The following is a 26754-nucleotide window of genomic DNA, read 5'->3' on the forward strand; positions in this document are numbered from 1 at the left end:
GCCGTCCAGAAAGTTACTTTTGATGAAATTCCTGCAAAGAAATCAGGGAACTGTCTTAGTAGAAGTTCCCTGATCGATAATTACTTACGTATGTTCAATTCGGCAATAATCGCACGGTAGCGGTTAATGTCGTTTTTGAAAAGATAGTCTAACAATCTTCTACGCTTTCCTACCATCTTAAGCAAGCCTAGTCTGGTATCGTTGTCTTTTTTGTGCGTTTTCAAGTGCTCGTTCAAATAATTGATACGGTACGTGAAAAGGGCGATTTGTGATTCAGCAGAACCGGTGTCAGCACCTTCTTTTTTGAATCCCTTAGATTCGAAGATCTCTCTCTTCTTTTCCGCGGTTAAATACATGATTGTAACGACAGATTAAATTTTTTAATATATAACTTACAGCACCTTGCTGCAAATAAGGTTGCAAAATTATGAATTTTTTCTTTGAAATGAAAATATATTTCAGTTATGATGGTATAAGATTTCTTTTACGAAATCTACTTGTCCATTTATCCTTAATTCTTTTGAAATACATAACATACACGTCTTTCTCAAAAAGCCTCGAATCACTTCTGGCTCTGTCAATAAAATAGAGCCCTGTGAATAACAGGATTGTGTTCGCCAGCCAGGCACCGATAGGAACCGCAAGTATCCCCTCTTTCACCCATTTGTCTCCCTGATTGGTGAGTACATACAAAAGGATAAAAAACACAATTGAAATCAATACCGGAACGCCGAATCCACCCTTTTTAATGATGGCACCAAGTGGCGCACCAATCAGGAACATGATCAGACAAGATAACGCCTGGGTATATTTGTGATGCTTTTCCAGTTCATATTTGTTGGCATCTTTCAGTCGCGTCTGCAAATAATCCGCCTGGGAGTTGGCATAGCTCAACATACCTCCGGAAGCATTTTTAGCTGTTGTTAAAATATCCTTTTTCAAACTATCGCTTACCTGAACAGTCAACAAAGAGTCTATCCATTTCCCGGGTTTGAGTGTTTTGTCTGTATTAGTCCTGTAGTTATAAGTGTAGTATTGCTGACTATTAGGAATAAGTTCTTTCTTTGTCTGGTCATAAGCTCTTCTGAGCGAATCGGCAGTTTTTGTCAAATCACCGATATTCTTCATAAACTCATGGTATTTGAACTGTCCTTCATCCGTCCTCTTCATTCCGAAGGAAGATAAACTCTCCGTCAGCTTATAATGTTTGAAAGCATCGCGCTGAAAATTGTGTACCACAGCAGTGGAAGCCGAAGGAGAAGAAATATATGATCCTGACGCCCCCGAGTTTACCACCTCCGTGTAATGTGTACCATTGTAAAGCTCAATAACCAGATACCGGTTTTCATTAATGGAATACATACGACCCGAGTCCGCCAGAATAATTTCCGTATTACCCAGCTCGTAGGACCTGTTGGAATGTTTGTAGATCACCATCCCGACCAGCTTACCATTGTCCTCCTTCTTGTCTACCTTGATACTATACCCAGGCAAATCATTATAGAAAATTCCATCCTTGATCTTCAGCGTCGCCTTTGCGGTTTTGATATCATATAACAGACTGTACCCTTTCAGATTCGCCCAGGGGGAAACCCTGTCGTTGAAGAAAAAGGAAAATATACTGATTCCGACAGCGATGATAAACAGCGGAGCCATAGCCCTCACTATAGATATACCCGCACTCTTAATGGCAGTAAGCTCAAAAAACTCTCCCAGATTACCGAATGCCATCAGGGAAGACAGCAGCATAGCCAAAGGCAAGGCAGTCGGGACAGTTATCAGACTGAAATAGAAAAACAAACGTGCGTAATCTATCAGTCCAAGATCCTTTGAAACAAAATCATCAATATAAAAAATCATGATCCTCATTAGAAAAACGAAGACCACAACCGACATTGTAATTATAAAAGGTCCCCAAAAGGACATAAAAATAAGCTTATCAAGCTTTTTCATCAACTCCCTACTATTTCTCTAAGATTGTCTAAAAATCCGTCCCAAAGTGAAGCAAGCTCCGCTTCATCCTTATTCTTCGAATAATCAACGATTCGAAGAAACGTTGTCTGGGTTAACTCACTAACTTCAAGTTTTAGTTCCACATGATCATTATCCAGATCATCGTCACTGGTGTGCTCAAATTCAAATTTTACCGCCTTATTAATACGGAGACTTGTCTGTCTGACGATATGACTTTCGCCATCCCATTGGAAGTCAAACCGATGATCAGGTAAAACAGTCACCTTCTCAGCATACCATTGTTCTAAACCCGACGGTGTGGATATATAAGGAAACAATACTTTAGGAGATGATCTCAATTCATACTCAGTTACAAATTTATACTTTTCCATACTGTCAAAAAGAAATAGGGTTAGCAAGAACCAGCATACGCCTTATACACGGATTTAAAAGTTGTAATATAGCATAATTCAATTAGATAAAGCAGCATAGTTCACTTCGCTTTTTCTTCAAATATTTTTTTTAACGAATATTTTACCAAAACGATTGCATGTTAATATTATTTAACATACTTTTGCACCACGATTACGGCGGGGTAGCTCAGATGGTTAGAGCGTAGGATTCATAACCCTAAGGTCGGCAGTTCGATTCTGCTCCCCGCTACAAAGGCACCTCAAAGGGTGCCTTTTTTCTTTTACAGAGAATTTTATTCCTCTTCTTTTAGTTTATCCTCTGGACGAGTCTCCACCAGCTCGCACAAATCACCACATCATGAAACTATTATTACGCTACCTAAGCAATTATAAATTGCTTATTCTGCTGGCACTTTTGCTGGCAGCTGTTAACCAGATATTCTCATTATTAAGCCCTTACATTCTTGGTAATTATCTGATTGACCCATTCGCAAATAAGGCTAAAGAATTCAGAGACAGCGGGCTGAATAATGAATATTTCAAAGGAGTAGTAATCGGTTTGCTGCTGCTGATCGGTACTGCCATGGTTTCACGTATCGCCAAGGCTTTTCAGGATTATGTAGTGAATGTTGTCATTCAGAAATTCGGTGCGAGCCTTTATACCGATGGCCTGAAACACGCCCTACGCCTGCCCTTCCAGGATTTTGAAGATCAGAGAAGCGGGGAAACTTTATCCGTTTTACAAAAAGTGAGAGCCGATTGCGAAAAATTCATTACCAATTTCGTGAACGTCCTTTTCGCAACCTTAGTCGGAATCGTGTTTGTAGTCATCGTCGCATTCAAACTCAGCCCAATGTTGCCACTGATTTATCTGATTGGATCTGTAGTACTGGCAGTACTTACAAGCATTCTGAGCAGGAAAATCAAAGGAATACAGAAAAACATCGTGAAGCAAACCACCGCTCTGGCCGGATCTACGACCGAATCGCTACGTAATATCGAACTTATCAAAAGTCTGGGCTTAACCTCTCAGGAAATTTCGAGACTAAATACCACTACGTTTAAGATACTGAAACTGGAACTCAATAAGGTTAAAAGTATCAGGTCTATCAGCTTCATACAGGGAACATTCGTTAACTTCCTTCAACAGTGCATTATGTTCGCCTTGCTGTTTTATGTTTTTCATGAACAGATTACAGTGGGACAAATGATGATGATGCAGTTTTATTCTTTCTTTATTTTTGGTCCGTTGCAGGAACTTGGTAACGTAATCCTTTCCTATAGGGAGGCTGAAGCTTCTTTGGGAAATCTGCAAACACTGCTCGCAAGACCTGTAGAAAGAAAGCCGGTCAATCCTCATATTATTCATGAAATCAATGCATTACGATTTGATCATGTGCATTTTCAACATCAGTCGGCCACCCGGCCCGCACTGGAAGATATTTCCTTTGAAGTTAAAAAAGGAGAAACTATTGCGTTTGTAGGTCCTTCAGGATCGGGCAAAACTACCCTGGTAAAATTGCTTGTCGGTTTGTATCACCCTATCAACGGGACGTTGTTTTACAACGGCTTAGATGGCAATCTGATTGATTTCGATGAAATGCGTCACAAAATAGGTTTCGTAACACAGGATACGCAGTTGTTTTCGGGAACAATTAAAGAGAATCTTTTATTTGTCAATCCCGAAGCATCTGATGAACTGATCAACGACGTGCTTCACAAAGCAGCTTGCTACAATCTGCTGGCAAGAGCAGAAAATGGCATCGAGACAGTAATCGGTGAGGGAGGATTGAAACTTTCTGGCGGTGAAAGACAACGTTTGTCTATTGCACGTGCGTTGCTAAGAAATCCGAACCTGATGATCTTTGACGAAGCAACTTCTGCTTTGGATTCACTTACAGAGGAAGAAATCTCTAATACGATAAGAAATATTACCGACCAGCGTCAGCATATCACGGTGATGATTGCACACAGGCTTTCAACCATTATGCATGCTGATCGTATTTATGTACTCGAAAAAGGCAAAATTGTTGAAACGGGTAGCCACACTACCCTGCTGGCTGAAAAAGGCCTCTACTATGCAATGTGGCGCCAACAGATCGGAGAACGCAAGGTGGAGGTAGTTGCCGTATAATCGTGTTATCTATCCCCGGAAACTGCTTTTTCGGGGATAGATGTCTTGCTTCTAATGAATAATCTTGAATACAAGCTCCTTCAGTAATTCTGATTCCGGAATCGACACTCCGTCCAAACCTTTCATGCGCGCATCCGCTTCACGAAGATACTGAATCACATTGGCCGCTTTCGCCATAGGGTAGTTGCGGGCAGCATGGTTATAATCTTTGACAAAAAAAGGATTCACTCCCAGCTCTGCGGCAAGTCCCTTTTCCGATTTATCCTTACTTGCGTGCGTTAAAAGTACTTTTGCGTAAAAATTATACAGGATAATCAAAATCGGAGCCAACGGATTATCCTTCGAATTGGCTGAAAAATACGCGGCAATACGATTTGCTTTCAATGCATCACGGTTTGCCAATGCTTTCTGAAATTCAAAAACATTGTATTCTTTGCTGATTCCGATAAACCGCTCCACCGCCTCTGCATCAATACCCTGATCGGGATTAAGATTAACCATGATTTTCCTGATCTCATTGGTCAATCTTTTCAGGTCGTTGCCAATATTATCGACGATCATCTGGATTGCCTTCGGGCTTATTTTCACGCCTTCAGACTGACAGAACGAAGCCACCCATTCAGGTAACTTATTATCATACATCTTTTTAGACTGAACCACCAGCCCATGCGTATTGAAAGCTTTGATATATGATTTGCGTTCATCGGCATTACTTTGAAAGCAGAACACCAATACTGTGCTGCTCAGTGGATTAGAAGCATATTCCTCCAGGCGCGTTTGCTGTTCCTTCTGTTCTATACCGCCCAGCTTGTTAGCATCCTTTACCAATACAAGCTGTCGTTCAGCCATAAAGGGGAATCTTCTGGCGTAACTCAGTACGCCAGCCACATCCGTATCTTTCCCGTATAATATAAACTGATTAAAACCTTTCTCCGACTCCGGAACAACACGTTTTTCGAGTTCTTCAGCAATACTATCAATATAAAAAGGCTCATCTCCATGCAGGAAATAGAGCGGTTTATACTTTTTACTTTTAATTTCTTTTAAAGCAACATCAGGCGATTGAGCCATAGGTACTAATGATTCTTATTGTTAAACTGATTATGTTCTGCTATGAAGCGCTCAGATTCCACTTTAAGTTCAGGGAAAAAGGTCATAAACTTTTCCTCGTAAAATAACTCATTGAACCTGAGCTCGTTCACCGCGTCTCGGATAGGAGCCATAAAACCTGCTCTGCGCGACATACGGCTAAAGGTCAGATCAATACCTTCAAATGAATTGTAACTATTGAGCCAGTCCTGCCGTATCATTCCCCTTGCCATCGGTATCATTTCCTCGGGAATCAGATATTCATTCTTTTCGATCAGGCTATACATCCGGTGCGAATACTTCCAGAGCGTTTCATTGCAAAAGTCCATAAAAAACTTCGCTAAAAAGTAATCGAAGTAAATATCAACGATAATTCCTGACAGTCGACCATGCTTTTCAGCAATCTTTTTCCTGGCCTCGCGTACGATCGGATGTGTATCCGTGAAGGAATCTATAAACCGATGTAATCTCAGTCCCGCTACATACTCCGGATTCCAGTCAGATGTTTTTTCCTCCGTGAGAAGTCCTTTTACAAAATCCCCGACAAAATTACCCATTATAATTCCTTCCCTGTTTCCTGACAGTAATAAGTGTGCTAAAAAGTTCATTTCCCTGATATTTTAATAAAATAGCTGTACGTTTGCTGCCACAATGGCTACTGCCAACCACCGGGAACAATTATTTTACAACAATCAATATTTTAATCAGACAAGCAAATGAAAGTTGAAAAAAATAACGTGATTGCGTTAACATATAGCCTGCGCATTCCCGACACAGATGGCGAAATGGATGTGGTAGAAGTAGTAACGGAAGAGGATCCGATGTATTTCATACAAGGTATCAGCGGTCTTCCGGAAGGCTTCGAAAACCAGATAGAAGGACTTGTAGTGGGTGATACATTCGATTTCACTGTAGAACCCGAAGAAGGTTATGGTGAATACGACGAAGAAGCTGTTGTTGAATTGCCAAAACAGGTATTTCAAATGGAAGACGTGAACCAGGATGAGCTTCTTCAGGTCGGCAATCTTATTCCGATGACCAACGAAGACGGAGAACGTATGCACGGTCAGGTTTTAGAGGTAAAAGAGGAAGTTGTAGTAATGAACTTCAACCACCCGCTCGCAGGAAAAGAAATGCACTTCGAAGGACAGATATTATCTATTCGTCCTGCAACTGCAGAAGAAATCAGCCACGGTCACGTACATGGCGAAGGCGGAGTGCATCACTGAGGAAATTAGGAGTTATAAATTAGGAATGAAGAATTAGCTGTGGTTGATTCTTCATTCCTAATTCTTAACTTTTCATTTATAATTATAAGCCTACGGCTTATAATGCTCCACTTCCACTCCGAATCTCTTCAGGAACTCCACTCCTTCTTCTACGGCAATACCTTTGTATGCGGCGTAAGAATGTAAAAAAATCACCTTTTTGATCTTCATTGTATAAATTACTCTTGCACACGCAATGCACGGGGCTAATGTGACAAAAAGAGTGGAACCTTCAATATTTGAACCATTTTTTACTGCAAACAAAATTGCATTCTGCTCGGCGTGCAAAGCAAGCGAGCAACTGCCTTTTGCATCACGCGGACAACCCGTTTCCGGAAACTCTTCATCGCAGTTGTGTGTACCGGCAGGTGGCCCGTTGTAACCTATTGATATAATTCTCGTATCTTTTGTAAGTACCGCACCGACCTGAGCTTTGATACAATGTGAACGTTGCGCAAGATTTTTTGCCAACTCCATAAAAATATCATCAAATTCCGGCTTAAAATTCGTTGTAGGTAATGTCATTGCGGTTATAAACTTGAATTGAGCTGCAAACTTAGAAAAATGATGATTTGGATTCAATATACATTACTGTCTCACATTAAAATGCTGCTGATCCCGGTACTTATGCTACTATGCGCAAGACCGGTATTTGCACAGACAAATAAGGTAACACTCAAACTGCAGAAACAATCTCCTGCCCTGCTTAAATCCTATAAATTTTTTGTTCAGGAAGTCGAAGACAAAAGAAAATCGCCAGGTGCCGGGATTGGTCGTGTGATCAGCGGTGGGCAGGAAGCGTCATTATCTTTCGCCTCTTCAATCGAAAAGGAAATGCTGACACATTGGTCGTTCACGGCTCCCAAAAATAATCAGACTTATCTTCCTCTTTACATCACAGTTAAAGATTTCAGGATCAATGAAAAAAAGGCTGGGCCCAACAAGGTTACAGGTGAAATCACCTTAGATGTATCCTTCCGCTGGTATAGGAATATGCAGCCAGTTGAGCTCACCAGCTACCAGACTTCCGCCAATTACACCCGGCCGGAGAACGATCCATATTATGAAAAAATAGCGGAACAGATTCTCAATCAGACACTTGTTCATTTCACCAACTGGATGAACACGAATGCAGGTAAAACGCCTTCACTGGCCCGAAATCTGGTATTGGTCTTTAAGGAAATCAGAAACAGGAATGACAGGGATACTGTCTTTTACGACTCTGCAAGACCGCTCATCTGGGCTGATTTCCGCGGACAGAGCAGCAAGCCCGGAAGCCGTTATGCTGCCGCGGTTTTTACCAGCTTTGCTTATGAAGGAAAATCCTATCCCAAAGGCGACGACCTCGTTGTAGAAATAGGACTTAAAATCTTTATGGTAAAAAGTATGTCCTGGGGCCGGCCTGAGTCACGGAATGCAGGCACACTCCGGCACGAGCAGCTTCATTTCGATGTAACCCGTATTGTTGTAGAACGGTTCAAGAAAAATCTGATCAAAGCAGAGCTCACAATAGACGATTTCGACAGTGAAATACAATATCAATTTCTTGAAACCTACCGGGAAATGAATCGGGAACAGGAGGCTTACGACGGAGAAACTGGTCATGGTTTAAATGCTTCGGCTCAGGCAGCGTGGGACAGAAAGATTACGAGTGAAATTTCGGGTATTTATTCCGGAACCCAGTAGGCTTTTTCTGACAGATCATAGAAAGGAATCTGATTAGCAAGCAGATATTCCTTCCATTGATCTGCTCGTTTGTATCTGATCTCCCCTCCCAGCATCACCAGCGACTGTGATGAAATATCGTTAGGTGGCATACCGTTCGTCACGACCTGATAATCAATGTTGCTGTCCCGAATAAATTTCCCTCTCGTGAAAAGTCTGCCATTCCACAGGGCAAGTTCCCCATATGGGCACTTTAGAAATGCCGGGGCAGCATCGTTCAATTTATCTGACTGGTACAGATATACGGTATTCAGCACACCATGATTGATTGCATAATTTGCAATGCGGAAATTATAAGCATCCTTATCATTCACAAAAGCACTGTCGCTCATAACATAAAGCTGATCACCATTTTTGAAACTTACAACGGAATGTCTGGGAATTGAATGAATAATTGCAGCCGGTGAATAGAAAAGCTGTACGCTTTGCGAAACAGAATACATTACAAAAATGACTGTGAGAAACAGGCTGTATTGAAGTATTTTTAGTTGCCTGCTTTCCAATGAGTACCATACAATGAGCATAAGCAGGTATAACATAACAACTTCAAGATGATCCAGATGCAAATTTGTGAGGACGTATCCCGGCAAATACTTAGGAATGGCCACTGAGATGTTTGTCAGGTAAGCAGAGAAGTATACGGCCTGTTCTGGTAGAAACTGTAACCATTCGATCGGAATAATACTAACGAGTAATAACACCATCGAAGCAGGCAGCAGAATATTTGTAAAAAAGATGACAAATGGATTGACAAGCCAGAAATAAGTCGGGAACTGGTGAAAATAGTATAAGCTCAAAGGAAAGGTTGCCAACTGAGCTGCAAAGGACAACACCGTAATTTCCCACAAAAATGCACTGATACGACCAGTCGGTTGCCATATATCCGCAATCGGCTTATAGAAGAGAAAAATGCCGGCCATAGCCAGAAAGGACAGCTGAAAACCAATGTCGAATAAGGCATGCGGATCAAAAACAAGAATCAAAAGAGCCGAAATGGCCAAGGTATTGACAGACTGCTGCTTCCGGCTGAATGTTTCAGCAATTACGAAAATGACACACATCAGTGTGGCGCGCTGAACAGATGGAGGTAAACCAGTAACCAAAGCATAAAATCCGAGACTTGCCACGATTAATAACAGATAAATCAATCTTCCTCCAGGCAACTTTTTTACCCACCCCAGTAACTTACTCAGCACCAGGAAAATAATAGCCACGTGCATCCCGGACACAGATAGAATGTGTACTGTACCTGAAATTGTGTAATTATCAACCTGTTCTGATCTCAGATCGTCTCTGCGCCCCAGCAACATGGCTTTTACCAAACCATAAGACTCGTCATCCTTAATCTGTTTTCTGAAAACCTGATCGGCCCAGCCGGACATAGAAAAACTCCAGCTACGAAGTTGAGAAAGACTGTTATCGGAGTCAATGATTTGATAGGTTCCATTCTGCAGATAATCCACCCATACTATTCCTTTGTTTCTCAGATACAGAGGGTAGTTAAATTCATCCGGGTTGAGTGGCTGAGATGGACGATCCAGAGAGCCGATCACCAAAACACGATTGCCCGGCTGTGGTACAAGAACCGCATCAAGAGGAATAGTCATCAGCGCCTTTATGTCGCAGTGATTCCAGTTAGTGCCGGACTTGTACTGATCAATCCGAATTTCGTATCGAAAGTTCTTTGTACGCTTTTCCGGTAGAGAGCTAATTATGGCTGTATATACCTCGCAATCTTGTTTTTCAAAAAGCGCCTGATCCTGATCTAACCAATCGTTTTGAAAGGACACTGCCAGTGCACCTGACAGCAGGAAAAAAAGCAGGATGAGACTCCCCTTGGCCTGTCTCCTCAGAAGCACAATTGTAACCAGAGCAAATAGAAGAGCACATGTGGCTACTTCCAAAATCAGTAGCGTAAGATGTGAATCCCGAAAAAAGTATTCTCCAAGAAGGACTCCTGTCATGAAACTCAGGACAGGACTTACAAACGGCGTACGTGAAAGCATGTTATCATCTGACTAATAAACGTTTACTTACAGTTTCTGAACCGCTGGTTACACGAAGAATGTAAACACCGGATGGTAAGTTTTTCACGTTGATATAAGTCTGATTGTATGTTTCGCCGATCATTTGGACACCCTTGTCATTGAATACACTGAGGCGAAAATCAGCATAATTGGGAGTATAGACATTGGCCTGAAGATAATCTCCCACGGGATTGGGATACACTTCAACAGAAAGCCTGTTTTCTGTACTTGTAGCATACGCAACTAACTGAGCACGACGCGGACTCACAGCCAGGACGGCATGCATTCTTTTCTTCTGATCATTTGTAAACACGCTCATGCAGCGATCAGGAGAATAATCCATGTAATTCTCAATCATGTTGCGCGATGGCCTGCCCTCGCAGTTGGAATACACCTCACCGCACACAGGTGTATCGGGTAGGTAAGACGTTTCCGCCCTTGGTGTATCGTCGCAATAATCAGTTCCGCAAATTGTACGTCCCCAGATATGCAGCAAACCCAACCAATGACCTATTTCGTGTGTGGTGGTTCGTCCAAGGTTATAAAAACTACTTGTATTTGCAGGCTGATTCCGGCCAAAATACCGCCAGCCAATAATTACACCATCAGTTAAAGGATCAATCGCCTCATCTTCACTGGTTACAAGCCCGTTGGTTTGAGGATTGATTTCTGTTACCGTCGGACTTTGCGCGATCCCCAGATATTCAGCTGAAAGCTCGCAAACCCATATATTCAAATACTTATTGGTAGCCCACGGAGGTGAAGCTTTGGCAAGTTCTTTATCTGAAGTTTGTACGCTGAAAGACTGCCGGGAATCGTAGGTTCTTACGACGCCTGCCAATTTGAAACGGATACCAGTATCTACAGCATGCGTCCCTGTATAAAAACCCTGATAACCTGATGTATTGCTGTAATCTTCATTCAGCGTTTCGATCTGACTGGCGATTTGCTCGTCGGAAATATTGCTGTTATTGGCACCACCAATTTGTCCGTCACGACGATTATGCACCACATGCACTACCACAGGTATCGTGACAACAACATCAGAAGCAATGCGAAAGTTATTTGATTTTTGATATAGATGATCCTGAATCGCCTCCTCCGTTTTCTCTCTGATATGAAGCAGTGACGGATTATTACGGATCCGTATAGAATCAAGATAATCAGTAGCGCAGCGTTTCAGGGGAACTTCTGATTGCTGCGCTACCAGAGAAGTAGCACAAAGTGCTGACAATAAAACTGTCAGAAATCTACTACTGCTCCGATTTTTCATAAGCTGCCAATATATCACGAACAAGACGATGACGAACCACATCGGATCCATCCAGCTCTACAAAACTGATTCCCTTAATCCCCTTCAAAACCTGAATAGAATCCGTTAATCCCGATTTCAGATTCTTGGGTAAATCAATCTGAGATTTATCGCCGGTAATAATTGCCTTTGAACTTGGCCCCATTCTGGTCAGGAACATCTTCATCTGCATAGGCGTTGTATTTTGCGCCTCATCCAGCAGAATAAATGCATTGTTCAATGTTCGTCCACGCATGTAAGCAAGGGGAGCAATTTCGATTACGCGTGACTCCAGATACAGCTTCAGCTTTTCCGGGGCGATCATATCATCAAGCGCGTCATAAATCGGTCGTAAATACGGATCTATTTTTTCTTTCAAATCGCCCGGTAAAAAACCCAGGTTCTCCCCTGCTTCAACGGCAGGTCTGGTGATGATGATTTTCCTGACCTCCTTGTTTTTCAATGCCTTAACTGCAATAGCTACAGCCGTATAAGTTTTTCCTGTTCCCGCCGGTCCAACTGCAAACACCAGATCAAACTTCGAAGCCCTGTCAACCAGCAACTTCTGATTAGCCGTTTTTGCTTTGATAACCAGCCCCTTGTTACCATATATAATTACGTCATCATCGTCCTCAGCAGTTTTGGAACTGGCCGGTAGTGTGACTCCGTTAAGATAAATCCTAACATTCTCCGGAGTTATTTTTCCATACTTCTGGTAATGAGCGATCAGTGAATCCATGACATCAGTAATTCGCATGATCTCCGGCGCGGTGCCCTGGATCCTGATTTCGTTACCTCTTGAAATTATTTTACTCCCGGGAAAAGCGGTTGCAACTTCCTTGATATTGGAATTGTGTATTCCAAGAAAATCGACCATTGAAATGTCTTCGAGAGTGATGATTTTTTCCAGCAAATGAATAATTGGTTTAGTGTTTTATAAATATTGTAAAATTTAGTAATAATAACCAAGATTTGCCACAAATGGGTTCTTTCTATAGCTTCACCTGTTGCAAGAAAAAACTATAATCTGAATCAAAAACTGACAAGTGATTCATAATCAGCCCTTCCATTTTTTATATCCGGCTCAAAAAAATACTTGTCGCCTTCTCCTTTTCTCACTGCCCTGTTATGCTTAATTTTGTGGTAATATGGAAAATAATAATTCAGCAAAAAACGCTCCCCGGCAAGCTGCTTCATCGCGCAGGCCTGGCCCTGCCAGACTTACTGGCAATGACCAGAACTTCGGTAAACTACCTCCACAGGCTGTTGATGTGGAAGAAGCTATTCTGGGAGCATTAATGATAGAAAAAGACGCACTGACTGACGTTGCCGACATTCTGAAACCAGATAGTTTCTATAAAGAATCGCACCAGCGAATTTACAGTGCCATAATTACGCTTTTTGCTGATTCCGAGCCTATAGATATGCTTACGGTAACCAGTAAGTTACGGAGCACCGGTGAACTGGAAATGATAGGTGGCGCAGCTTATATTATGGAGCTGACGTCGAGAGTCAACTCGGCTGCCAACATCGAATTTCACGCTCGTATCATTTCTCAGGCAGCCATCAAGAGAGAACTTATCAAAATATCTTCAGAGATAATACGAGATGCTTTTGAAGATACTACTGACGTTTTTCGGCTTCTTGATAAAACTGAACAAGCTCTGTTCCAGATATCTGAATCCAATATCAAGAAGAATTATTCGGATATGGGTGCTCTCATGCGTCAGGCTCTGGAAGAATTGGATCAGAAGAAAAACAATACAGACGGACTTACAGGTGTTCCCTCAGGTTTCAGCGCTCTGGATCGTTTAACATCCGGATGGCAAAAAACTGAATTGATGATTCTGGCAGCACGTCCAGGTATGGGGAAAACGGCTTTCGTAGTATCGTCCCTACGCAACGCAGCGGTGGATTTCAATATTCCTGTTGCCATATTCTCTCTCGAAATGTCCTCGGTACAGCTGGTGAACAGGCTTATCTCTGCTGAGGCTGAAATTGACAGTGAAAAAATCAGAAAAGGAAGTCTTGCACCACATGAATGGGAGCAATTGCACCATCGTATTCACAAGCTGACCAACGCGCCGATTTATATTGATGATACACCAGCTCTTAGTATTTTGGAACTGCGTGCCAAATGCAGAAGGTTAAAAGCTCAGCACGATATACAAATGATCGTGATTGACTACCTCCAGCTGATGACCGGGGATACAGGGGGTAAAGGTGCAGGTAACCGTGAACAGGAAATTGCGATGATCTCACGCTCTCTGAAAAACCTTGCCAAAGAACTTGACGTGCCGGTAATTGCCCTGTCTCAGTTGAGTCGTGCAGTGGAAACGCGCGGTGGAGAAAAAAGACCTCAGCTATCAGATTTGAGGGAATCAGGTTCTATTGAGCAGGATGCCGATATGGTAATATTCCTGTACAGGCCTGAATATTATGGCATTACGGAAGATGAAGCAGGAAATTCGGTAGCTGGTGTTGGTGAGGTAATTCTTGCTAAAAACCGGGCTGGTTCTCTGGATACAATTCAGTTGAGATTTATTGGTAAGTATACCAAATTCGCAGATCTCGATGCGCAGTTTGCGCCCGCACCTTATGCAGTTGACAGGCCCATCGTGACAAACAATCCGATTGCATCCTTTGAAAGCGCATCGCCCGCGGCAAGTGGAACGCTGAGAAGCCGTGCGAACGACCTCAGTAACTTCGATTATAAAGGCCCTAACGACGAGCCTCCGTTTTGATGGGCTTTGGGTAAAGGGCAGAGAGAGAGAGGCATGGGGTTTAAGCAATGCCCCTGCCCTTCTCCCCATGCTGGTAATCAGTTCCTTTTCTCCAGCAGTGCAATGTTCTCTACGTGGTGCGTATTCGGGAACATGTCTACAGGTTGCACTTTTACAACTGCATAATCGTTCGCCATTAAAGCTAAATCCCGCGCTTGCGTTGCGGTATTACAGCTCACATATACGATACGGTCAGGAGCTGCTTTCAATATTGTTTCTACAACCGGCTGATCCATCCCTGCACGCGGAGGGTCAGTGATAATCACATCAGGTCTGCCATGCTTTTTCAAAAAGCTTTCATTCATAATATGACGCATATCACCGGCATAAAATGAAGTATTGGTAATACCATTGATCTGCGAGTTAATACGCGCATCTGCAACAGCAGCTTCCACATATTCCACACCTACTACCTTCTTAGCTCTTCTTGCCACGAAGTTAGCGATGGTTCCTGTTCCAGTATATAAATCATACACCGACTCGTTGCCAGTCAGTCCCGCATACTCGCGGGTAATATCAAACAAAGTGTAAGCTTGTGCCGAGTTTGTCTGATAAAAAGATTTAGGGCCAACCAAAAACGTCAGATCCTCCATTGTTTCACGGATCGCCTTTTCTCCCGCGTAATGAATCACTTCCTGATCCTGGTAGGAATCATTTCCTTTCAGATTTACGATATAGTTGAGGGAAGTGATTTCAGGATGGGTTTTAAGCATATATTCCATCACTTTTTCAATCGCTTCGTCGTCCTGTGCTCCGAACTGGACAATCACCATGATGTCGCCAGAATTGGCTGTACGGATAATCACGTTACGGAGTGTACCTACATTAAAACGTACGTCGTAGTAAGGAATGCCATGAAGCTCTCCAAAATGGTGCAACGAGTTCCTGATTGTGTTGGAAGGATCAGGCTGAAGATGGCAATGATTAACTGTAAAAATCTTGTCGAATCTTTTAGGAACGTGAAAGCCCAGCGCATTTTTTGTAAACTGCTCACCAGAATTCATTTCGTCCTTCGTCAGCCAGCGCCAGTTCGAAAACGTAAATTCCAACTTGTTACGATAATACTCTGTGGATGGAGCAGCCTTGATCTCATTAATCGTCACATTTTTGATATGACCTATCCTTTCAAAATGGTCAACCACCTGCTGCCGCTTGAAACGCAGCTGGTGTTCATAGCCAATATGCTGCCACTTACAACCACCACACACAAGATGATGCAGGCAATACGGATCTGTACGTAGTGATGATTTGGAATGGACTTTGGTTACAATCGCCTCTTTCAGTTTCTTTTTTGTTCTGACGACTTCCAGATCTACAATGTCACCGGGAGCAACATTGCCTTCTACAAAAATAACACCGTCCTCAGATTTGAATATACATTTGCCTTCTGCCGCGAAATCAGTAATTTCAACGTGCTCATACTTATTATTCTTAGACATCCTTTTTATTAATATAACCTAAACCGAATAGTTATCCGGAAAACCTTTACTCCTTCTTAGCGGCCATGAAAAATCAGTTTACTCTCCTTTTTCTGATTCTCCTTTCCTCATTATATGCACAGGCAACCCATATTGTTGGCGGTCAATTGTTTATTACCGAAAACAGGAATTCCATGTATAATTACCGCATGGGGCTAACGATGTACTTCGACTCCAGGAATGGGAATCCCGCAGCCGAAGATTCGGTAGTTGTCATTTACATATTCCGAAAACGTGACAACGTGCCTGTTGCTTATTTTCAGGCTCCAAAAATAGAACGAAAATTGGTCAGTTACACCAATCCATCCTGTGTAATATCAGATTTGCAGACATATAGTATCACATATGCACTGGATGCAATTGTAAATACCGAAAGTTTTTCCGATCCCCAGGGTTACTACATGACCTGGGACAGATGTTGCAGAAATGGCACAATTACAAATATCAAAGATCCGGGAGACGCAGGAAGCCTGTTTTATCTTGAATTTCCAGCGCTGTCAAGAAACAATGTAAAATTCAATAATTCATCGCCGGTATTTCCTTTGATTGAGGGTGATTATGCCTGTATCAACACGCCGTTCAATTTCAATTTCGGCGGCACAGATGCTGACGGCGACAGTCTGGTGTATACTCTCATCACGCCCATGCAGGGATTTTCAACGAAAGAGCAACCAAGTGCTCCGGGACGTGGATCCTCCAATTTCCCCAGATTAACTTTCGTAGATGGGATTTCCATATCCAACGTAATCCCCGGTCCAAAGCCCCTTACCGTAAATAGCAGAACAGGAATGCTTTCGGTCACGCCCGGCGCAACAGGACTATATGTATTTGCAGTTCAGGTAGATGAATACAGAAATAAAGTGAGAATCGGTTCGCTTACCAGAGATTTCCAGCTTAAGGTCGTGGACTGCCCCAAAATGGAGGCTCCCACAGTACTATACAGACCAGCCGGTAAAAACATCTTGTATAAAGAAAATGAGATCATTACTTTGACAAAAAATGACCCGAATTGCTTCGAAGTCATGGTTGTAGATCCTTCACTCAACGACAAAATCAGGGTCTATGGAAGTGCGGTAAATAATACCAGAGACTATTTCAGCCTGCTTCCTGCCGAATTTGCCACCACTACTTCAAAAGATACTATGCGCTTTGAAGTATGTCTGGACGACTGTTTCGTAACCTATGGCAATCGGCCGATCCGTCTCGAACTTGTAGCGGAGGATGCCAGTTGCCCTACCCCGCTTACAGATACGCTTACAATTTACATTCGCCGGGAAAACAGCAACAATAATCCGCCGGCCATTACTACTTCTTTACCCTCAGACTATGTGAATGTCACCGCGGGCGAGCCGGTCAATTTCACGGTATACGGGAAAGACATTGACAAAGATGAGCTGGAGCTCTACGCACGTGGTGCGGGTTTTGCGCTTACCAGCCAGGGTATGCGCTTTCAAAAAGCGTCCGGAAAGGAAACTGTACAGCAAAATTTTTCGTGGACGCCCCCCTGCCACGCACGTAAAGGAGACACACTCGCTGTCGATTTTATACTTGAAGACATGCGATGCGAGGGCAATCCACTCCCTGTGTCAAGACCTGTTTATTTTATCGTTCAGGAATCGCCAAATACCCCTCCGTCCATTTCCACAGATCTTTCGTCGCAAAACATTTCATACCATATTGGTAAATCGGGCACAATTCAATTCAATGTAACGGCTATGGACGTTGATACCAACGCGATCAGTTTAACGGCGACAGGCCGGGGATTTGACCTGCATGATGCAGGAATGGCTTTCGACAACATCTCAGGTACAAGATCACTTACGAGCCCATACAGCTGGTCGCCCGAATGCCGGGTGATGCAGGGAGAAAACAGCCGGGTATTCTTGATAGATTTTATCGCACAGGATAAGAACTGTGCATCAGCAACAGATACCACCACGGTAGAGCTTACCGTTATCACAGACGATACTTTTGAAATGCCGGAAATACCGAACGTGATTACGCCCAATAACGATGGCAAAAATGATTGTCTTGTCCTCAGAAACCTGCCGGTTGGCAACTGTGATAATCAATTCAAACAGATTGTTGTCTATAACCGTTGGGGAAAGCAGGTTTATTTTACCGATCAACCGGGTCAGAACTGGTGTCCTACCGACTTAAATGCAGGGCAGTATTATTATCTTATCGAGTATACCGCCAAAACCTTTAAAGGCGGACTTACGATCATCAAATAACATTTTACTCAAACATCTCTATTATGTCTTTTTCTTCGGCCCATTGGGCGTTTTTTCTCGCCCGTACAGCTGTAGCCATGAGCATGTTCGGACATGGACTTGTCAGGTTACCCAAACTGGCAGGATTCAGCAACTGGATGCTTTCCAAATTTGAGAATACAATGCTTCCCGCCTCATTGGTTATTCCTTTCAGTTATGCACTGCCCATTGCAGAATTTTTAACAGGCATTTTGCTCCTGGTCGGACTACTCACAAGGCAAGCCCTTATAGCCGGCGCTTTTATAATGATACTGCTGATCTTTGGTTCGTCCATGCAGGAAGACTGGGGCGCCATACCCTCTCAAATGTTACACACAGCCTTCTTCTGTACGCTACTTTGCTTTACCGATTCTCACAATCTAATATCTCTGGACAGCAAGAAAAAAGTATAATAAGATACGTACTTAAAATACATATGAACCTGTTAAATAGTATTAAAATTACAGTACTATATAACAGGTTTTAAAGTATACACCTTTAAATACTTTTTATACATATTAATTGTATTAGCTTATTAAAAGTATAATATCCCATATAAATGCATACAATTATTATGTTTTATACAAAGAATAATAATTAAAAGTATAAAATGTATTAATAGTATTATATTATTTAAGTTATAACTTTCTGTTTTACAGACATATAAAAAACATATCCTACTGTTAAAGTTCGTCGACAACCCACTCACTCAATAATTTACGAGCAAAAAATGAATTCAATATCAACTACCGGTATTGAATATTATCCCATGTTTGCCAAATTTCAACCTTCTCTCAGCATCCAAAACAATAGCCGTTCGCGGCGTTTCTGCAATCTAAAATCAATTTACTGACTGGCAGCCTAAGCAACATTTCCTTAACGGAGCTGCCTTTTAGTTCCCTTGCCCCCTAAACATTGGCTTCTGTTTCTAATGCGCAGAGAGCAGCAATAAGTAGCCTTCGCAAAAAAATCCTGTTAAGCAGAACTTAATTTTTATTCAGAATGTATTCATACTGTAACAAAAATAATTACAGTATGAGTAATGGAAGGTTTGCCATTTCAGTACATATCCTGACACTTCTTGCAAAGTTTCCCGAGGAGTGGCTTTCATCAGAATTTCTGTCTGGCAGTATCAATATCAACCCGGTGCTGGTGCGAAAAGAACTGAGTAACCTTCGCGAAAAAGGCTTTGTTCTTAGCAAGGAGGGAAAAGCTGGTGGATCACGTCTGGCTCTGAATGCGACGGCAATCCGGATGGCAGATGTATATGCTTCCGTACGGCAAACTGACTTACTTGGCAAGGCTGTCAACCAACCCAATCCTGATTGCCCCGTTGGCAGGCAGATCAATCAGCACCTGAATGCACTTTATGAAAGTGCTGAGAAAGCGCTGACCGAAAGTCTGGCACAAATGACACTTGCTGAATTCTCTGAAAAATTTAATTAATCATTCAAATCACATAAATAATCGTAAAATGAAAATTGCAATTATCGGAGCCACCGGTTTCGTTGGGGCCCACGTATTAACTGAATTAACCAGCCGCGGACACATTGTAACGGCTATTGCCCGCAATGTATCCAAAATCGATGCCGGCAGCGACCTTATCAACGCTGTGGAGGCGGATATCGCAGACGAAAATGCTTTAGCTGAACTGCTGAAAGGGCACGATGCTGTGGTAAGCACCTACAATGCCGGATGGACAAATCCCGACCTCTACAACGCATTTCTGAAAGGATCTAAAACGATTCAGGCTGCAGTAAAATCATCCGGTGTAAAACGTCTTTTGGTAGTGGGTGGAGCAGGAAGCCTGGAAGTAGCTCCGGGGGTTCAGCTTGTAGATACGCCTCATTTTCCCGAAGCCTACAAAGCAGGCGCTTCTTCAGCGAGAGACTACCTCAATATACTTAAAGAAGAAAAGGATCTCGATTGGACTTTTTTAAGTCCGGCTATTGAAATGCACCCGGGAACATCAGGCGTCCGAAAAGGTGTTTACCGTACAGGTCTTGACAACCCTGTGGTAGATGAAAAGGGAAAAAGTGTTATTTCTGTCGAGGATCTGGCAGTAGCTATTGCTGACGAAATCGAGAAGCCTCAGTTCGTTCAAAAGCGCTTTACTGTATCTTACTAATCATATTGTATGAATGCTAAATACATTAAAAATGTATTTAGCATTCATTAAGTTTAATACTTTTTATACTTTCACAACATACTAGACATAAAATTAATATAATAAGAAAAACATACAAATACATACTTAACTTATTATACACTAATTACTTTTAATACTTTTATTTAGTATTTAACATATAAATAGTATATTTTATAAAATATTAATTATCAATAAGTTAAACGCAAAAACAACCATCATCTATATTCTTTAAACAGCGTATCTGCTTATTTCTGAGAAACTAAGCTCCATTGATTTACTCTCAGATAAAACCCCTTCTCAGCTAGCCACCAAACCTGATCGTCGTGAGCAGCAGAATCTTTTATTCTAATCTAGCTGTCATCGATATTTATTCCGTGTATTAGTCATCTGATAGCGATTCTGCATTTCTCTGAAAATTCTCCAAAAACTTGTGGTCCGTGAATGTACATGTTTGGGCACGAATCAAAGCCGGTGTATACTTCTAATTTTCCTTGTTTACAGTTATAATCAATATTGTATTAAACAAATAATAATCAGATTCAGAAAAGTGTCGGTACGAAGCAGTAGATACGAAAGAAGAAGTGTTTCAACATGAAAGAACTGACTTGATACGTAATGGTATATGCTATAATATGGCACGATTTTTCTATCTTATAAGGTATAACCATCAACTGAAATACTATGAACAGAAAACTCGTTGCCACCACCTCTACAGCCATTCATGCCAGCCCGGCAGACATATGGCAGGCGCTTGTAGAACCTTCAATGATTAGTCAGTATTTACATGGAACACATGCTGAATCGGAATGGAAAGTAGGAAGTCCGATTACATTCACCAGCGAATGGCAGGGCAAGTCTTATATTGACAAAGGGACGATTCTTGAAATCAATCCGGAACGGGTATTAAGTTATAGCTACTGGAGCTCCATGTCCGGTACCGACGACTACGAAGACAATTATGCGCACGTCACGTATCATATTTCGCACTATGACGACGAATCTACGCTAACAATCACGCAGGACAATCTGGAAACAGATGAAGATGTGGTAAAGGCTGAAGAAAACTGGATGATTGTAGCGGGAAAAATAAAATCGCTTACAGAGAAATCGACGCATTCCACTCATTAAAAAACAAAGTCTGACAGCTCAGATAGCTAGCAGACTTTGTTTTTCCTTTTTTGTCAACCAAACTTCTCCGAAAGAATTCGCTTTCGATAGGTAAAAATCTCATTCACTTCTTTTCTCACCATGATGGCATTGGCAATATCGCCTAATATACCGAACGGAACTTTGTAGGTCAGGATATCTTCCATCAGCACACCGTTCTCAATTTGTTTAAAATGGTGCTGATGATGCCAGAATGCGTAGGGTCCGGATCGTTGCTCATCAATGAAATATTTCAATGGCTCTACGTGCGTAATTTCAGTACACCACTTCAGAGGTATTCCTAAAATCGGCCGAACTGTGTAACGAATAATTTGTCCGGCATAAATATGATTTCCGTGGTGACTGGAGGTTACCTTAAAATCCATGTGGGGTGGCGTTATCTCTTTCAGATTAGACGGATCAGAAAAGAATGCCCAGGCCTCTTCCAATGATACCGATAGCTCCTGCCTAAAATATAACTCCTCCACTGTGATATTAATTTATGGTTTCCTGACTGTTTACGACAAACCCTTCATGCTTAATCCAATTCTCTTCCTTCCAAGATCCACCTCTGTCACTTTCACCTGAACCACTTGCTGCAGCCTGACCACTTCATTCGGATCTTTTATAAACTTATCTGCCAGTTGGGAAAGGTGCACAAGTCCATCCTGCTTCACCCCAACATCAACAAATGCACCAAAAGCAGTTATGTTCGTGACAATTCCCTGCAAAACCATGCCAACTTTCAAATCTTCAGGTTTACGAACCGCACTATCAAACTCAAATTTCTTAAATGTCTCTCTCGGATCTCTGGATGGTTTTTCGAGCTCCTTAAGGATATCCTGCAGCGTAGGAAGTCCAACAGAATCTGTGACATATTTAGAAGGCGTCAACTGCTTACGTAACTCGGGCTTTTGAAGCAAATCTTTTACTCCCGCATTCACATCTTTTGCCATTTTCTCTACCAAAGCGTAACGTTCGGGGTGAACTGCGCTGTTATCCAACGGATTAGTTCCATTTTCAATACGCAGAAAACCTGCCGCCTGCTCAAAAGCTTTGGCGCCCAACCGAGGTACTTTTAATAATTGCTGCCTCGATTTAAAATTCCCGTTCTTTGCCCTAAAATCGACGATATTCTGCGCCAAAGCAGGTCCGAGCCCCGATACATACCGAAGTAAGTGCTTGCTGGCCGTATTGAGATTTACGCCTACGGAATTCACGCAGCTTTCCACGACTGTATCCAAAGCATTTCGCAATAAACTCTGGTCTACATCATGCTGGTACTGCCCCACTCCAATTGACTTGGGGTCAATTTTCACCAACTCGGCCAAAGGATCCATCAATCTTCGTCCAATTGAAACCGAGCCTCTCACTGTTACATCCTTATCAGGAAACTCATCCCGTGCTACTTCCGATGCTGAGTATATGGAAGCTCCCTGTTCACTAACCATAAAAAGTCCGATCTGATCAGTTAACTTCAGACTGTTCAAAAGCTTTTTTACAAAATCTTCCGTCTCACGTCCTGCAGTTCCGTTACCGACCGCAATCGCTTCAATCTTGTACTTATCAATAAAAGAAGCGATAACACCTGACGCTTCCTGCCCGCGATCAAAAGGAAAAATGACTTTGTCAGCAATTAAATTGCCCTGGTTATCCAGCACAACCGCTTTGCACCCCGTACGATACCCTGGATCAATAGCAATTACATTTTTCTGACCTAGCGGCGATGCCAGTAACAATTGTCTTAAATTCTCGCTAAAAATCAATATCGCTGCAACATCGGCCTTCTCCTTTGAAAGGTTAGAAAACTCATTTTCTATAGAAGGCTTCAGCAACCTTTTGTAACAATCCTCAACAGCAAGTACCAGCTGATCCTTGCAGGCATCACTGCCCCTTACAAACAGTCGGTCCAGGCTCTCCAGAGCGTCGTCTTCATCGGGAGCGATATCGATACTTAAAATTCCCTCCTCTTCCCCTCGTCTCAAAGCCAGCAGCCGGTGTGAAGGAATCCGGGAAAGTGCTTCAGTGAATTCAAAATAATCACGGTATTTAGCCCCTTCTTCCTCTTTCTTTTTCTTAACCTTAGAAGTAATTATCGCGTTTCGCTGAAACAGGCCGCGCATGCGTACGCGTGCATCCTGGTTTTCATTAATCCATTCCGCAATAATATCTCTGGCCCCTTGCAATGCTTCATCTGATGAAGCCACATCTCCCTTTACAAACGCTTTTGCCCCACGCTCAGGATCGGCTTCCCTACCTGTAAAGATAACCTGAGCAAGAGGTTCCAATCCCTTTTCGATGGCGATAGATGCACGTGTTTTTCTTTTCTGCTTGTAAGGCAAATAGATGTCTTCCAGCTCTACCAGCGAAAACACAGCTTCGATCTTTTTTTGAAGCTCAGGGGTTAATTTACCTTGTTCGGTAATACTCTTTAAAATTGCCTCCCTCCGTTTTTCAACCTCCTGCTGTCTTTGCCAGGCATCCTTGATTGCACTTATTTGAACCTCATCCAAGCCACCTGTAACTTCCTTCCGATATCTGGCGATGAATGGTAATGTAGCACCCTCTTCAAAGAGTTGTATCGTATTTCGAGCCTGTTTTTCAGAAACTGAGGCTTGTTGTGCGATAAGAATGTAATTCATGTTCTAAAGTATATGGTCTGAAATAATTCAGACAAAATGACATATTAAATATTGATAATCAATTATATAACCAGTGAATTCAATCAATATCAATCGATGTAAAATAAGCTAACAATAGTAAATTCTGTCATAGGACATTAGTTAACGTTCTTTCTTTGCAAGAGCGCCATGTAAAACCCATCATATCCGTCCCTGGCTACCGAAGTGCGATGATCGGATATGAATTTCCATTGAGAACCGAACTTCCTCATAAAGCGCTTCACCTGCTCTTCGGACTCTGATGGCAAGACGCTGCATGTGGCATACACCATCTTTCCTCCCGGCTTCACCATTTGCGAATAGGTGCTGAGAATGTGCCACTGAACATTTCGTATTGATTCCAGGAAAGCCGGCTTCAACTTCCACTTACTGTCCGGATTCCTTCTGAGTACACCAAGACCGGAACAGGGCACATCTAATAGTAGTCTGTCGGCTGTTTCCGCGAGCTTCTCAATCACTCGGTCAGAATCGATGACCATAGTGTCAAGGTTCTTAACGCCGTTGCGAGAAGCCCTTCTTTTCAGCTCAGATAGCTTATATGATTCGATGTCCATAGATAAAATGGAGCCTGAATTTTTCATCAGTGCGGCCAGATGAAGCGTTTTCCCTCCTGCTCCGGCACATGCATCAATGACACTCATATCAGGCTTAACGTCCAGGTAAGGGGCAATGAGCTGCGAGCCGGCATCCTGTACCTCTATAAATCCGTTTTTATACACATCCATTCCACCAATATTCCGGCGTTTCGTCAGTACCAGCGCATCGGAGACATCGAAAAGCTCCTCTACATTTTCTTTACCAAAAATTTCAGTGACTTCACCTTTATCGGTTTTCAGCGTATTTATACGCAAAACAAGTGGCGCCTGCTTATTCAATGCCTGCAATTCAGCGTCCCAGGCATTACCAAGTTCCTTCTCTCCAATCTCATCTAGCCAGTCGGGGATTGATTCGGCTATTTTGCGGACAGCCATTCCCTGGGCGTACAAATCCAATACGTGCTCCTTGTTGATGGACGCAAATTCCTCCCATTCAGGTAGATCGCCTGAAGGGGGTAACTGAAGTCTGAGTGGCTTGATAATCTGCCAGCAACCAAAAAGAACCCAAAACTCTTCTCGTTCGGTAGCCCGCGTAATGCCAGATACGTATTTGACTAATCTCCACCACCGCACCATTTCATATACGTTCTCCGCAATGAAGGCTCTGTCTCTTGCGCCCCATTTCTTGTTAGATTTCAGAACCTGCTCCACAACCCGGTCGGCCTGCTTGTCTTTTACAAATATATCTGTCAGACTGACTACTACAGCTTCTGACAGCCCTTTATATAGCTTCAATGTATGTTTTAATGATTATTTTCTAAAAACCTTTTAATAACAAAGGTCGCCAAAAATTCCTCCAAGTTGAGAAAATGTATTCAAATCCTTCAAAGGCATACTTTTTATAAATTCATTATCAAGTTGAAACAGATGACAATCAACACTAAATCAGTTTAAACGGCATGTAAAAACTGCCTCTCACAATTGTATTCACATTGTTCTCCTGAGGTGACTTCCTGAGAAAGTTCTTACAACAGCATTAGAATTTAACGGCAGTTTTACATTTGCTTTATCTTGAAATAATTCTGTTTTAGTATTATCAGAACATCTGTTGTATATTGCGACTTACATTGCAGTATCAGTTTGAATTAATTGAAGTATCAGCTCTCGATACTGCAAGAGAATACTTCAAAAAATTACATTTTTAACACTTGTAAAGTTTTCTAAAGCTGTTAGAAATGGAATTTGATTGCTGAATTTAAGAGAAAGTTGATAAATCGAGATTGAATAGATACAATTGTCCTGATTTATAAAAACATAAATTTTCAAATATTTAAGTTAGCCAAGAAACCTGACTCATCTTTACCCCGTCATGCAAAAGTTTGTACTCTTTATTCATTTTATCCTTTTTTCCTTCTCAGCTATTTCACAGAACAGTCAGGGAGACCAAATCATCGGTGAATGGTTGAACGAAGATAAAGACGCTAAAATTGAGATATACAAAAATGGCACGGCTTACTTTGGGAAGGTGATATGGGCGACTGAGCTACTGGAAGCAGATGGGCAAACATCCAGGAAGGATACTAAAAATCATGATGAGAAACTTCGCGGTCGTAATCTGATTGACAGTCCTCTACTTCATGATTTTGTGTTTGTCAATGGAATCTGGGATAACGGTACTTTCTATGATTTCAGAAGCGGCAAAACCTATAGCTGTACCATTAAAATGAAAAACAACAAACTGGAAATACGCAGCTATGTAGGTGTTTCGCTGTTTGGTAAAAGTACATTTTGGGAACGGCTGGAGTAATAAGCCACACCTTTAAACGTCA

23 protein-coding genes and 1 tRNA gene are annotated in these 26754 nt (G+C 42.2%); 11 read left to right on the plus strand and 13 right to left on the minus strand.

What is annotated here, in order from left to right:
* Positions 1-80: 80 nt before the first annotated feature.
* The 3 genes from rpsO to DSL64_RS00455 form a co-directional block, all read right to left on the minus strand.
* Positions 81-356: a 30S ribosomal protein S15 gene (gene rpsO / locus DSL64_RS00445; protein ID WP_115828675.1), complete on the minus strand. Its 276-nt coding sequence runs from the start codon at positions 354-356 to the stop codon at positions 81-83.
* A 106-nt stretch (positions 357-462) separates the two neighbouring features.
* Entirely contained in the window at positions 463-1953 is a 1491-nt protein-coding gene (locus tag DSL64_RS00450; protein WP_115828676.1) for an LptF/LptG family permease, read from the minus strand.
* Positions 1953-2345, minus strand: a complete 393-nt coding sequence (locus DSL64_RS00455; RefSeq protein ID WP_115828677.1) for an START-like domain-containing protein — start codon at positions 2343-2345, stop codon at positions 1953-1955. Before DSL64_RS00455 ends, DSL64_RS00450 begins: the two co-directional genes overlap by 1 nt.
* A 197-nt stretch (positions 2346-2542) precedes the next feature.
* Between DSL64_RS00455 and DSL64_RS00460 the strand changes: the two genes are divergently transcribed.
* Both DSL64_RS00460 and DSL64_RS00465 read left to right on the plus strand, forming a co-directional pair.
* Positions 2543-2616 (plus strand) — tRNA-Met (locus tag DSL64_RS00460).
* Between the two features lie 108 nt (positions 2617-2724).
* Positions 2725-4500, plus strand: coding sequence for an ABC transporter ATP-binding protein (locus tag DSL64_RS00465; RefSeq protein WP_115828678.1), 1776 nt, complete (start codon positions 2725-2727; stop codon positions 4498-4500).
* A 51-nt stretch (positions 4501-4551) separates the two neighbouring features.
* On the opposite strand, the gene holA is transcribed toward DSL64_RS00465, so the two are convergent.
* Positions 4552-5571, minus strand: a complete 1020-nt coding sequence (holA, locus tag DSL64_RS00470) for a DNA polymerase III subunit delta (protein WP_115828679.1) — start codon at positions 5569-5571, stop codon at positions 4552-4554.
* Positions 5572-5576: 5 nt separating this feature from the next.
* Positions 5577-6197, minus strand: coding sequence for an acyl carrier protein phosphodiesterase (locus tag DSL64_RS00475; protein WP_115828680.1), 621 nt, complete (start codon positions 6195-6197; stop codon positions 5577-5579).
* A 108-nt stretch (positions 6198-6305) separates the two neighbouring features.
* Here DSL64_RS00475 and DSL64_RS00480 point away from each other — a divergent pair, with 108 nt between their 5' ends.
* Positions 6306-6818 (plus strand): FKBP-type peptidyl-prolyl cis-trans isomerase, encoded by a 513-nt coding sequence (locus tag DSL64_RS00480; RefSeq protein ID WP_115828681.1) that lies wholly within the window; start codon positions 6306-6308, stop codon positions 6816-6818.
* A 90-nt stretch (positions 6819-6908) separates the two neighbouring features.
* On the opposite strand, the gene DSL64_RS00485 is transcribed toward DSL64_RS00480, so the two are convergent.
* Complete coding sequence (locus tag DSL64_RS00485; RefSeq protein WP_115828682.1) at positions 6909-7382, minus strand: deoxycytidylate deaminase; 474 nt, start codon at positions 7380-7382, stop codon at positions 6909-6911.
* 39 nt (positions 7383-7421) lie between these two features.
* Here DSL64_RS00485 and DSL64_RS00490 point away from each other — a divergent pair, with 39 nt between their 5' ends.
* Positions 7422-8543: a hypothetical protein gene (locus tag DSL64_RS00490; RefSeq protein ID WP_229216902.1), complete on the plus strand. Its 1122-nt coding sequence runs from the start codon at positions 7422-7424 to the stop codon at positions 8541-8543.
* Here DSL64_RS00490 and DSL64_RS00495 read toward each other — a convergent pair.
* Genes DSL64_RS00495 through DSL64_RS00505 form a run of 3 tightly spaced genes read right to left on the minus strand, consistent with a single transcriptional unit; the run spans position 8525 to position 12813 of the window.
* A complete protein-coding gene (locus tag DSL64_RS00495) occupies positions 8525-10588 on the minus strand; it encodes a ComEC/Rec2 family competence protein (RefSeq protein ID WP_115828683.1) in 2064 nt (687 codons plus the stop codon). The genes DSL64_RS00490 and DSL64_RS00495 overlap by 19 nt on opposite strands.
* Before the next feature lie 4 nt (positions 10589-10592).
* A complete protein-coding gene (locus DSL64_RS00500) occupies positions 10593-11882 on the minus strand; it encodes a M43 family zinc metalloprotease (RefSeq protein ID WP_115828684.1) in 1290 nt (429 codons plus the stop codon).
* Entirely contained in the window at positions 11863-12813 is a 951-nt protein-coding gene (locus DSL64_RS00505; RefSeq protein ID WP_115828685.1) for a PhoH family protein, read from the minus strand. The genes DSL64_RS00500 and DSL64_RS00505 overlap by 20 nt, the downstream gene beginning before the upstream one ends.
* Before the next feature lie 235 nt (positions 12814-13048).
* Between DSL64_RS00505 and dnaB the strand changes: the two genes are divergently transcribed.
* Complete coding sequence (dnaB, locus tag DSL64_RS00510) at positions 13049-14644, plus strand: replicative DNA helicase (RefSeq protein ID WP_229216903.1); 1596 nt, start codon at positions 13049-13051, stop codon at positions 14642-14644.
* Between the two features lie 77 nt (positions 14645-14721).
* Here the strand turns inward: dnaB and rlmD are convergent, their stop codons facing one another.
* Positions 14722-16122: a 23S rRNA (uracil(1939)-C(5))-methyltransferase RlmD gene (gene rlmD / locus DSL64_RS00515; protein ID WP_115828686.1), complete on the minus strand. Its 1401-nt coding sequence runs from the start codon at positions 16120-16122 to the stop codon at positions 14722-14724.
* Positions 16123-16187: 65 nt separating this feature from the next.
* Here rlmD and DSL64_RS00520 point away from each other — a divergent pair, with 65 nt between their 5' ends.
* The 5 genes from DSL64_RS00520 (at position 16188) to DSL64_RS00540 (ending at position 21690) form a co-directional block, all read left to right on the plus strand.
* On the plus strand, positions 16188-18395 hold the full coding sequence (locus DSL64_RS00520; RefSeq protein WP_115828687.1) for a T9SS type B sorting domain-containing protein: 2208 nt from the start codon (positions 16188-16190) through the stop codon (positions 18393-18395).
* A gap of 23 nt (positions 18396-18418) precedes the next feature.
* Positions 18419-18826, plus strand: coding sequence for a DoxX family protein (locus tag DSL64_RS00525; RefSeq protein WP_115828688.1), 408 nt, complete (start codon positions 18419-18421; stop codon positions 18824-18826).
* Positions 18827-19448: 622 nt separating this feature from the next.
* A complete protein-coding gene (locus DSL64_RS00530; protein ID WP_115829122.1) occupies positions 19449-19859 on the plus strand; it encodes an Rrf2 family transcriptional regulator in 411 nt (136 codons plus the stop codon).
* A gap of 28 nt (positions 19860-19887) precedes the next feature.
* Positions 19888-20541 (plus strand): NAD(P)-dependent oxidoreductase, encoded by a 654-nt coding sequence (locus tag DSL64_RS00535; RefSeq protein ID WP_115828689.1) that lies wholly within the window; start codon positions 19888-19890, stop codon positions 20539-20541.
* Positions 20542-21243: 702 nt separating this feature from the next.
* Positions 21244-21690 carry an SRPBCC domain-containing protein gene (locus DSL64_RS00540; RefSeq protein ID WP_115828690.1) on the plus strand — a complete coding sequence of 149 codons (447 nt, stop codon included), beginning with the start codon at positions 21244-21246 and terminating at the stop codon, positions 21688-21690.
* Positions 21691-21743: 53 nt separating this feature from the next.
* On the opposite strand, the gene DSL64_RS00545 is transcribed toward DSL64_RS00540, so the two are convergent.
* The 3 genes from DSL64_RS00545 to DSL64_RS00555 all read right to left on the minus strand — a co-directional run bounded on the left by DSL64_RS00545 (position 21744) and on the right by DSL64_RS00555 (position 25720).
* Positions 21744-22196, minus strand: a complete 453-nt coding sequence (locus DSL64_RS00545; protein WP_115828691.1) for an SRPBCC family protein — start codon at positions 22194-22196, stop codon at positions 21744-21746.
* A 30-nt stretch (positions 22197-22226) separates the two neighbouring features.
* Positions 22227-24350 carry a Tex family protein gene (locus tag DSL64_RS00550; RefSeq protein ID WP_115828692.1) on the minus strand — a complete coding sequence of 708 codons (2124 nt, stop codon included), beginning with the start codon at positions 24348-24350 and terminating at the stop codon, positions 22227-22229.
* A 137-nt stretch (positions 24351-24487) separates the two neighbouring features.
* Complete coding sequence (locus tag DSL64_RS00555; RefSeq protein WP_115828693.1) at positions 24488-25720, minus strand: RsmB/NOP family class I SAM-dependent RNA methyltransferase; 1233 nt, start codon at positions 25718-25720, stop codon at positions 24488-24490.
* 574 nt (positions 25721-26294) lie between these two features.
* Here DSL64_RS00555 and DSL64_RS00560 point away from each other — a divergent pair.
* Complete coding sequence (locus DSL64_RS00560) at positions 26295-26732, plus strand: DUF2147 domain-containing protein (protein ID WP_115828694.1); 438 nt, start codon at positions 26295-26297, stop codon at positions 26730-26732.
* Positions 26733-26754 lie beyond the last annotated feature (22 nt).

This window comes from Dyadobacter luteus, assembly GCF_003383615.1.
Classification (GTDB): Bacteria; Bacteroidota; Bacteroidia; order Cytophagales; family Spirosomataceae; genus Dyadobacter; species Dyadobacter luteus.

Bases quoted from the DNA above. Each gene is read 5' to 3' on its own strand.
- DSL64_RS00540 (WP_115828690.1), top strand. From the start codon at position 21,244: ATGAACAGAAAACTCGTTGCCACCACCTCTACAGCCATTCATGCCAGC.
- DSL64_RS00560 (WP_115828694.1), top strand. From the start codon at position 26,295: ATGCAAAAGTTTGTACTCTTTATTCATTTTATCCTTTTTTCCTTCTCA.
- DSL64_RS00485 (WP_115828682.1), bottom strand. From the start codon at position 7,382: ATGACATTACCTACAACGAATTTTAAGCCGGAATTTGATGATATTTTT.
- DSL64_RS00500 (WP_115828684.1), bottom strand. From the start codon at position 11,882: ATGAAAAATCGGAGCAGTAGTAGATTTCTGACAGTTTTATTGTCAGCA.
- DSL64_RS00480 (WP_115828681.1), top strand. From the start codon at position 6,306: ATGAAAGTTGAAAAAAATAACGTGATTGCGTTAACATATAGCCTGCGC.
- DSL64_RS00535 (WP_115828689.1), top strand. From the start codon at position 19,888: ATGAAAATTGCAATTATCGGAGCCACCGGTTTCGTTGGGGCCCACGTA.
- DSL64_RS00550 (WP_115828692.1), bottom strand. From the start codon at position 24,350: ATGAATTACATTCTTATCGCACAACAAGCCTCAGTTTCTGAAAAACAG.
- rpsO (WP_115828675.1), bottom strand. From the start codon at position 356: ATGTATTTAACCGCGGAAAAGAAGAGAGAGATCTTCGAATCTAAGGGA.
- rlmD (WP_115828686.1), bottom strand. From the start codon at position 16,122: ATGTCTAAGAATAATAAGTATGAGCACGTTGAAATTACTGATTTCGCG.
- dnaB (WP_229216903.1), top strand. From the start codon at position 13,049: ATGGAAAATAATAATTCAGCAAAAAACGCTCCCCGGCAAGCTGCTTCA.
- DSL64_RS00530 (WP_115829122.1), top strand. From the start codon at position 19,449: ATGAGTAATGGAAGGTTTGCCATTTCAGTACATATCCTGACACTTCTT.
- DSL64_RS00475 (WP_115828680.1), bottom strand. From the start codon at position 6,197: ATGAACTTTTTAGCACACTTATTACTGTCAGGAAACAGGGAAGGAATT.
- DSL64_RS00465 (WP_115828678.1), top strand. From the start codon at position 2,725: ATGAAACTATTATTACGCTACCTAAGCAATTATAAATTGCTTATTCTG.
- DSL64_RS00455 (WP_115828677.1), bottom strand. From the start codon at position 2,345: ATGGAAAAGTATAAATTTGTAACTGAGTATGAATTGAGATCATCTCCT.
- holA (WP_115828679.1), bottom strand. From the start codon at position 5,571: ATGGCTCAATCGCCTGATGTTGCTTTAAAAGAAATTAAAAGTAAAAAG.
- DSL64_RS00495 (WP_115828683.1), bottom strand. From the start codon at position 10,588: ATGCTTTCACGTACGCCGTTTGTAAGTCCTGTCCTGAGTTTCATGACA.
- DSL64_RS00450 (WP_115828676.1), bottom strand. From the start codon at position 1,953: ATGAAAAAGCTTGATAAGCTTATTTTTATGTCCTTTTGGGGACCTTTT.
- DSL64_RS00490 (WP_229216902.1), top strand. From the start codon at position 7,422: ATGATGATTTGGATTCAATATACATTACTGTCTCACATTAAAATGCTG.
- DSL64_RS00520 (WP_115828687.1), top strand. From the start codon at position 16,188: ATGAAAAATCAGTTTACTCTCCTTTTTCTGATTCTCCTTTCCTCATTA.
- DSL64_RS00525 (WP_115828688.1), top strand. From the start codon at position 18,419: ATGTCTTTTTCTTCGGCCCATTGGGCGTTTTTTCTCGCCCGTACAGCT.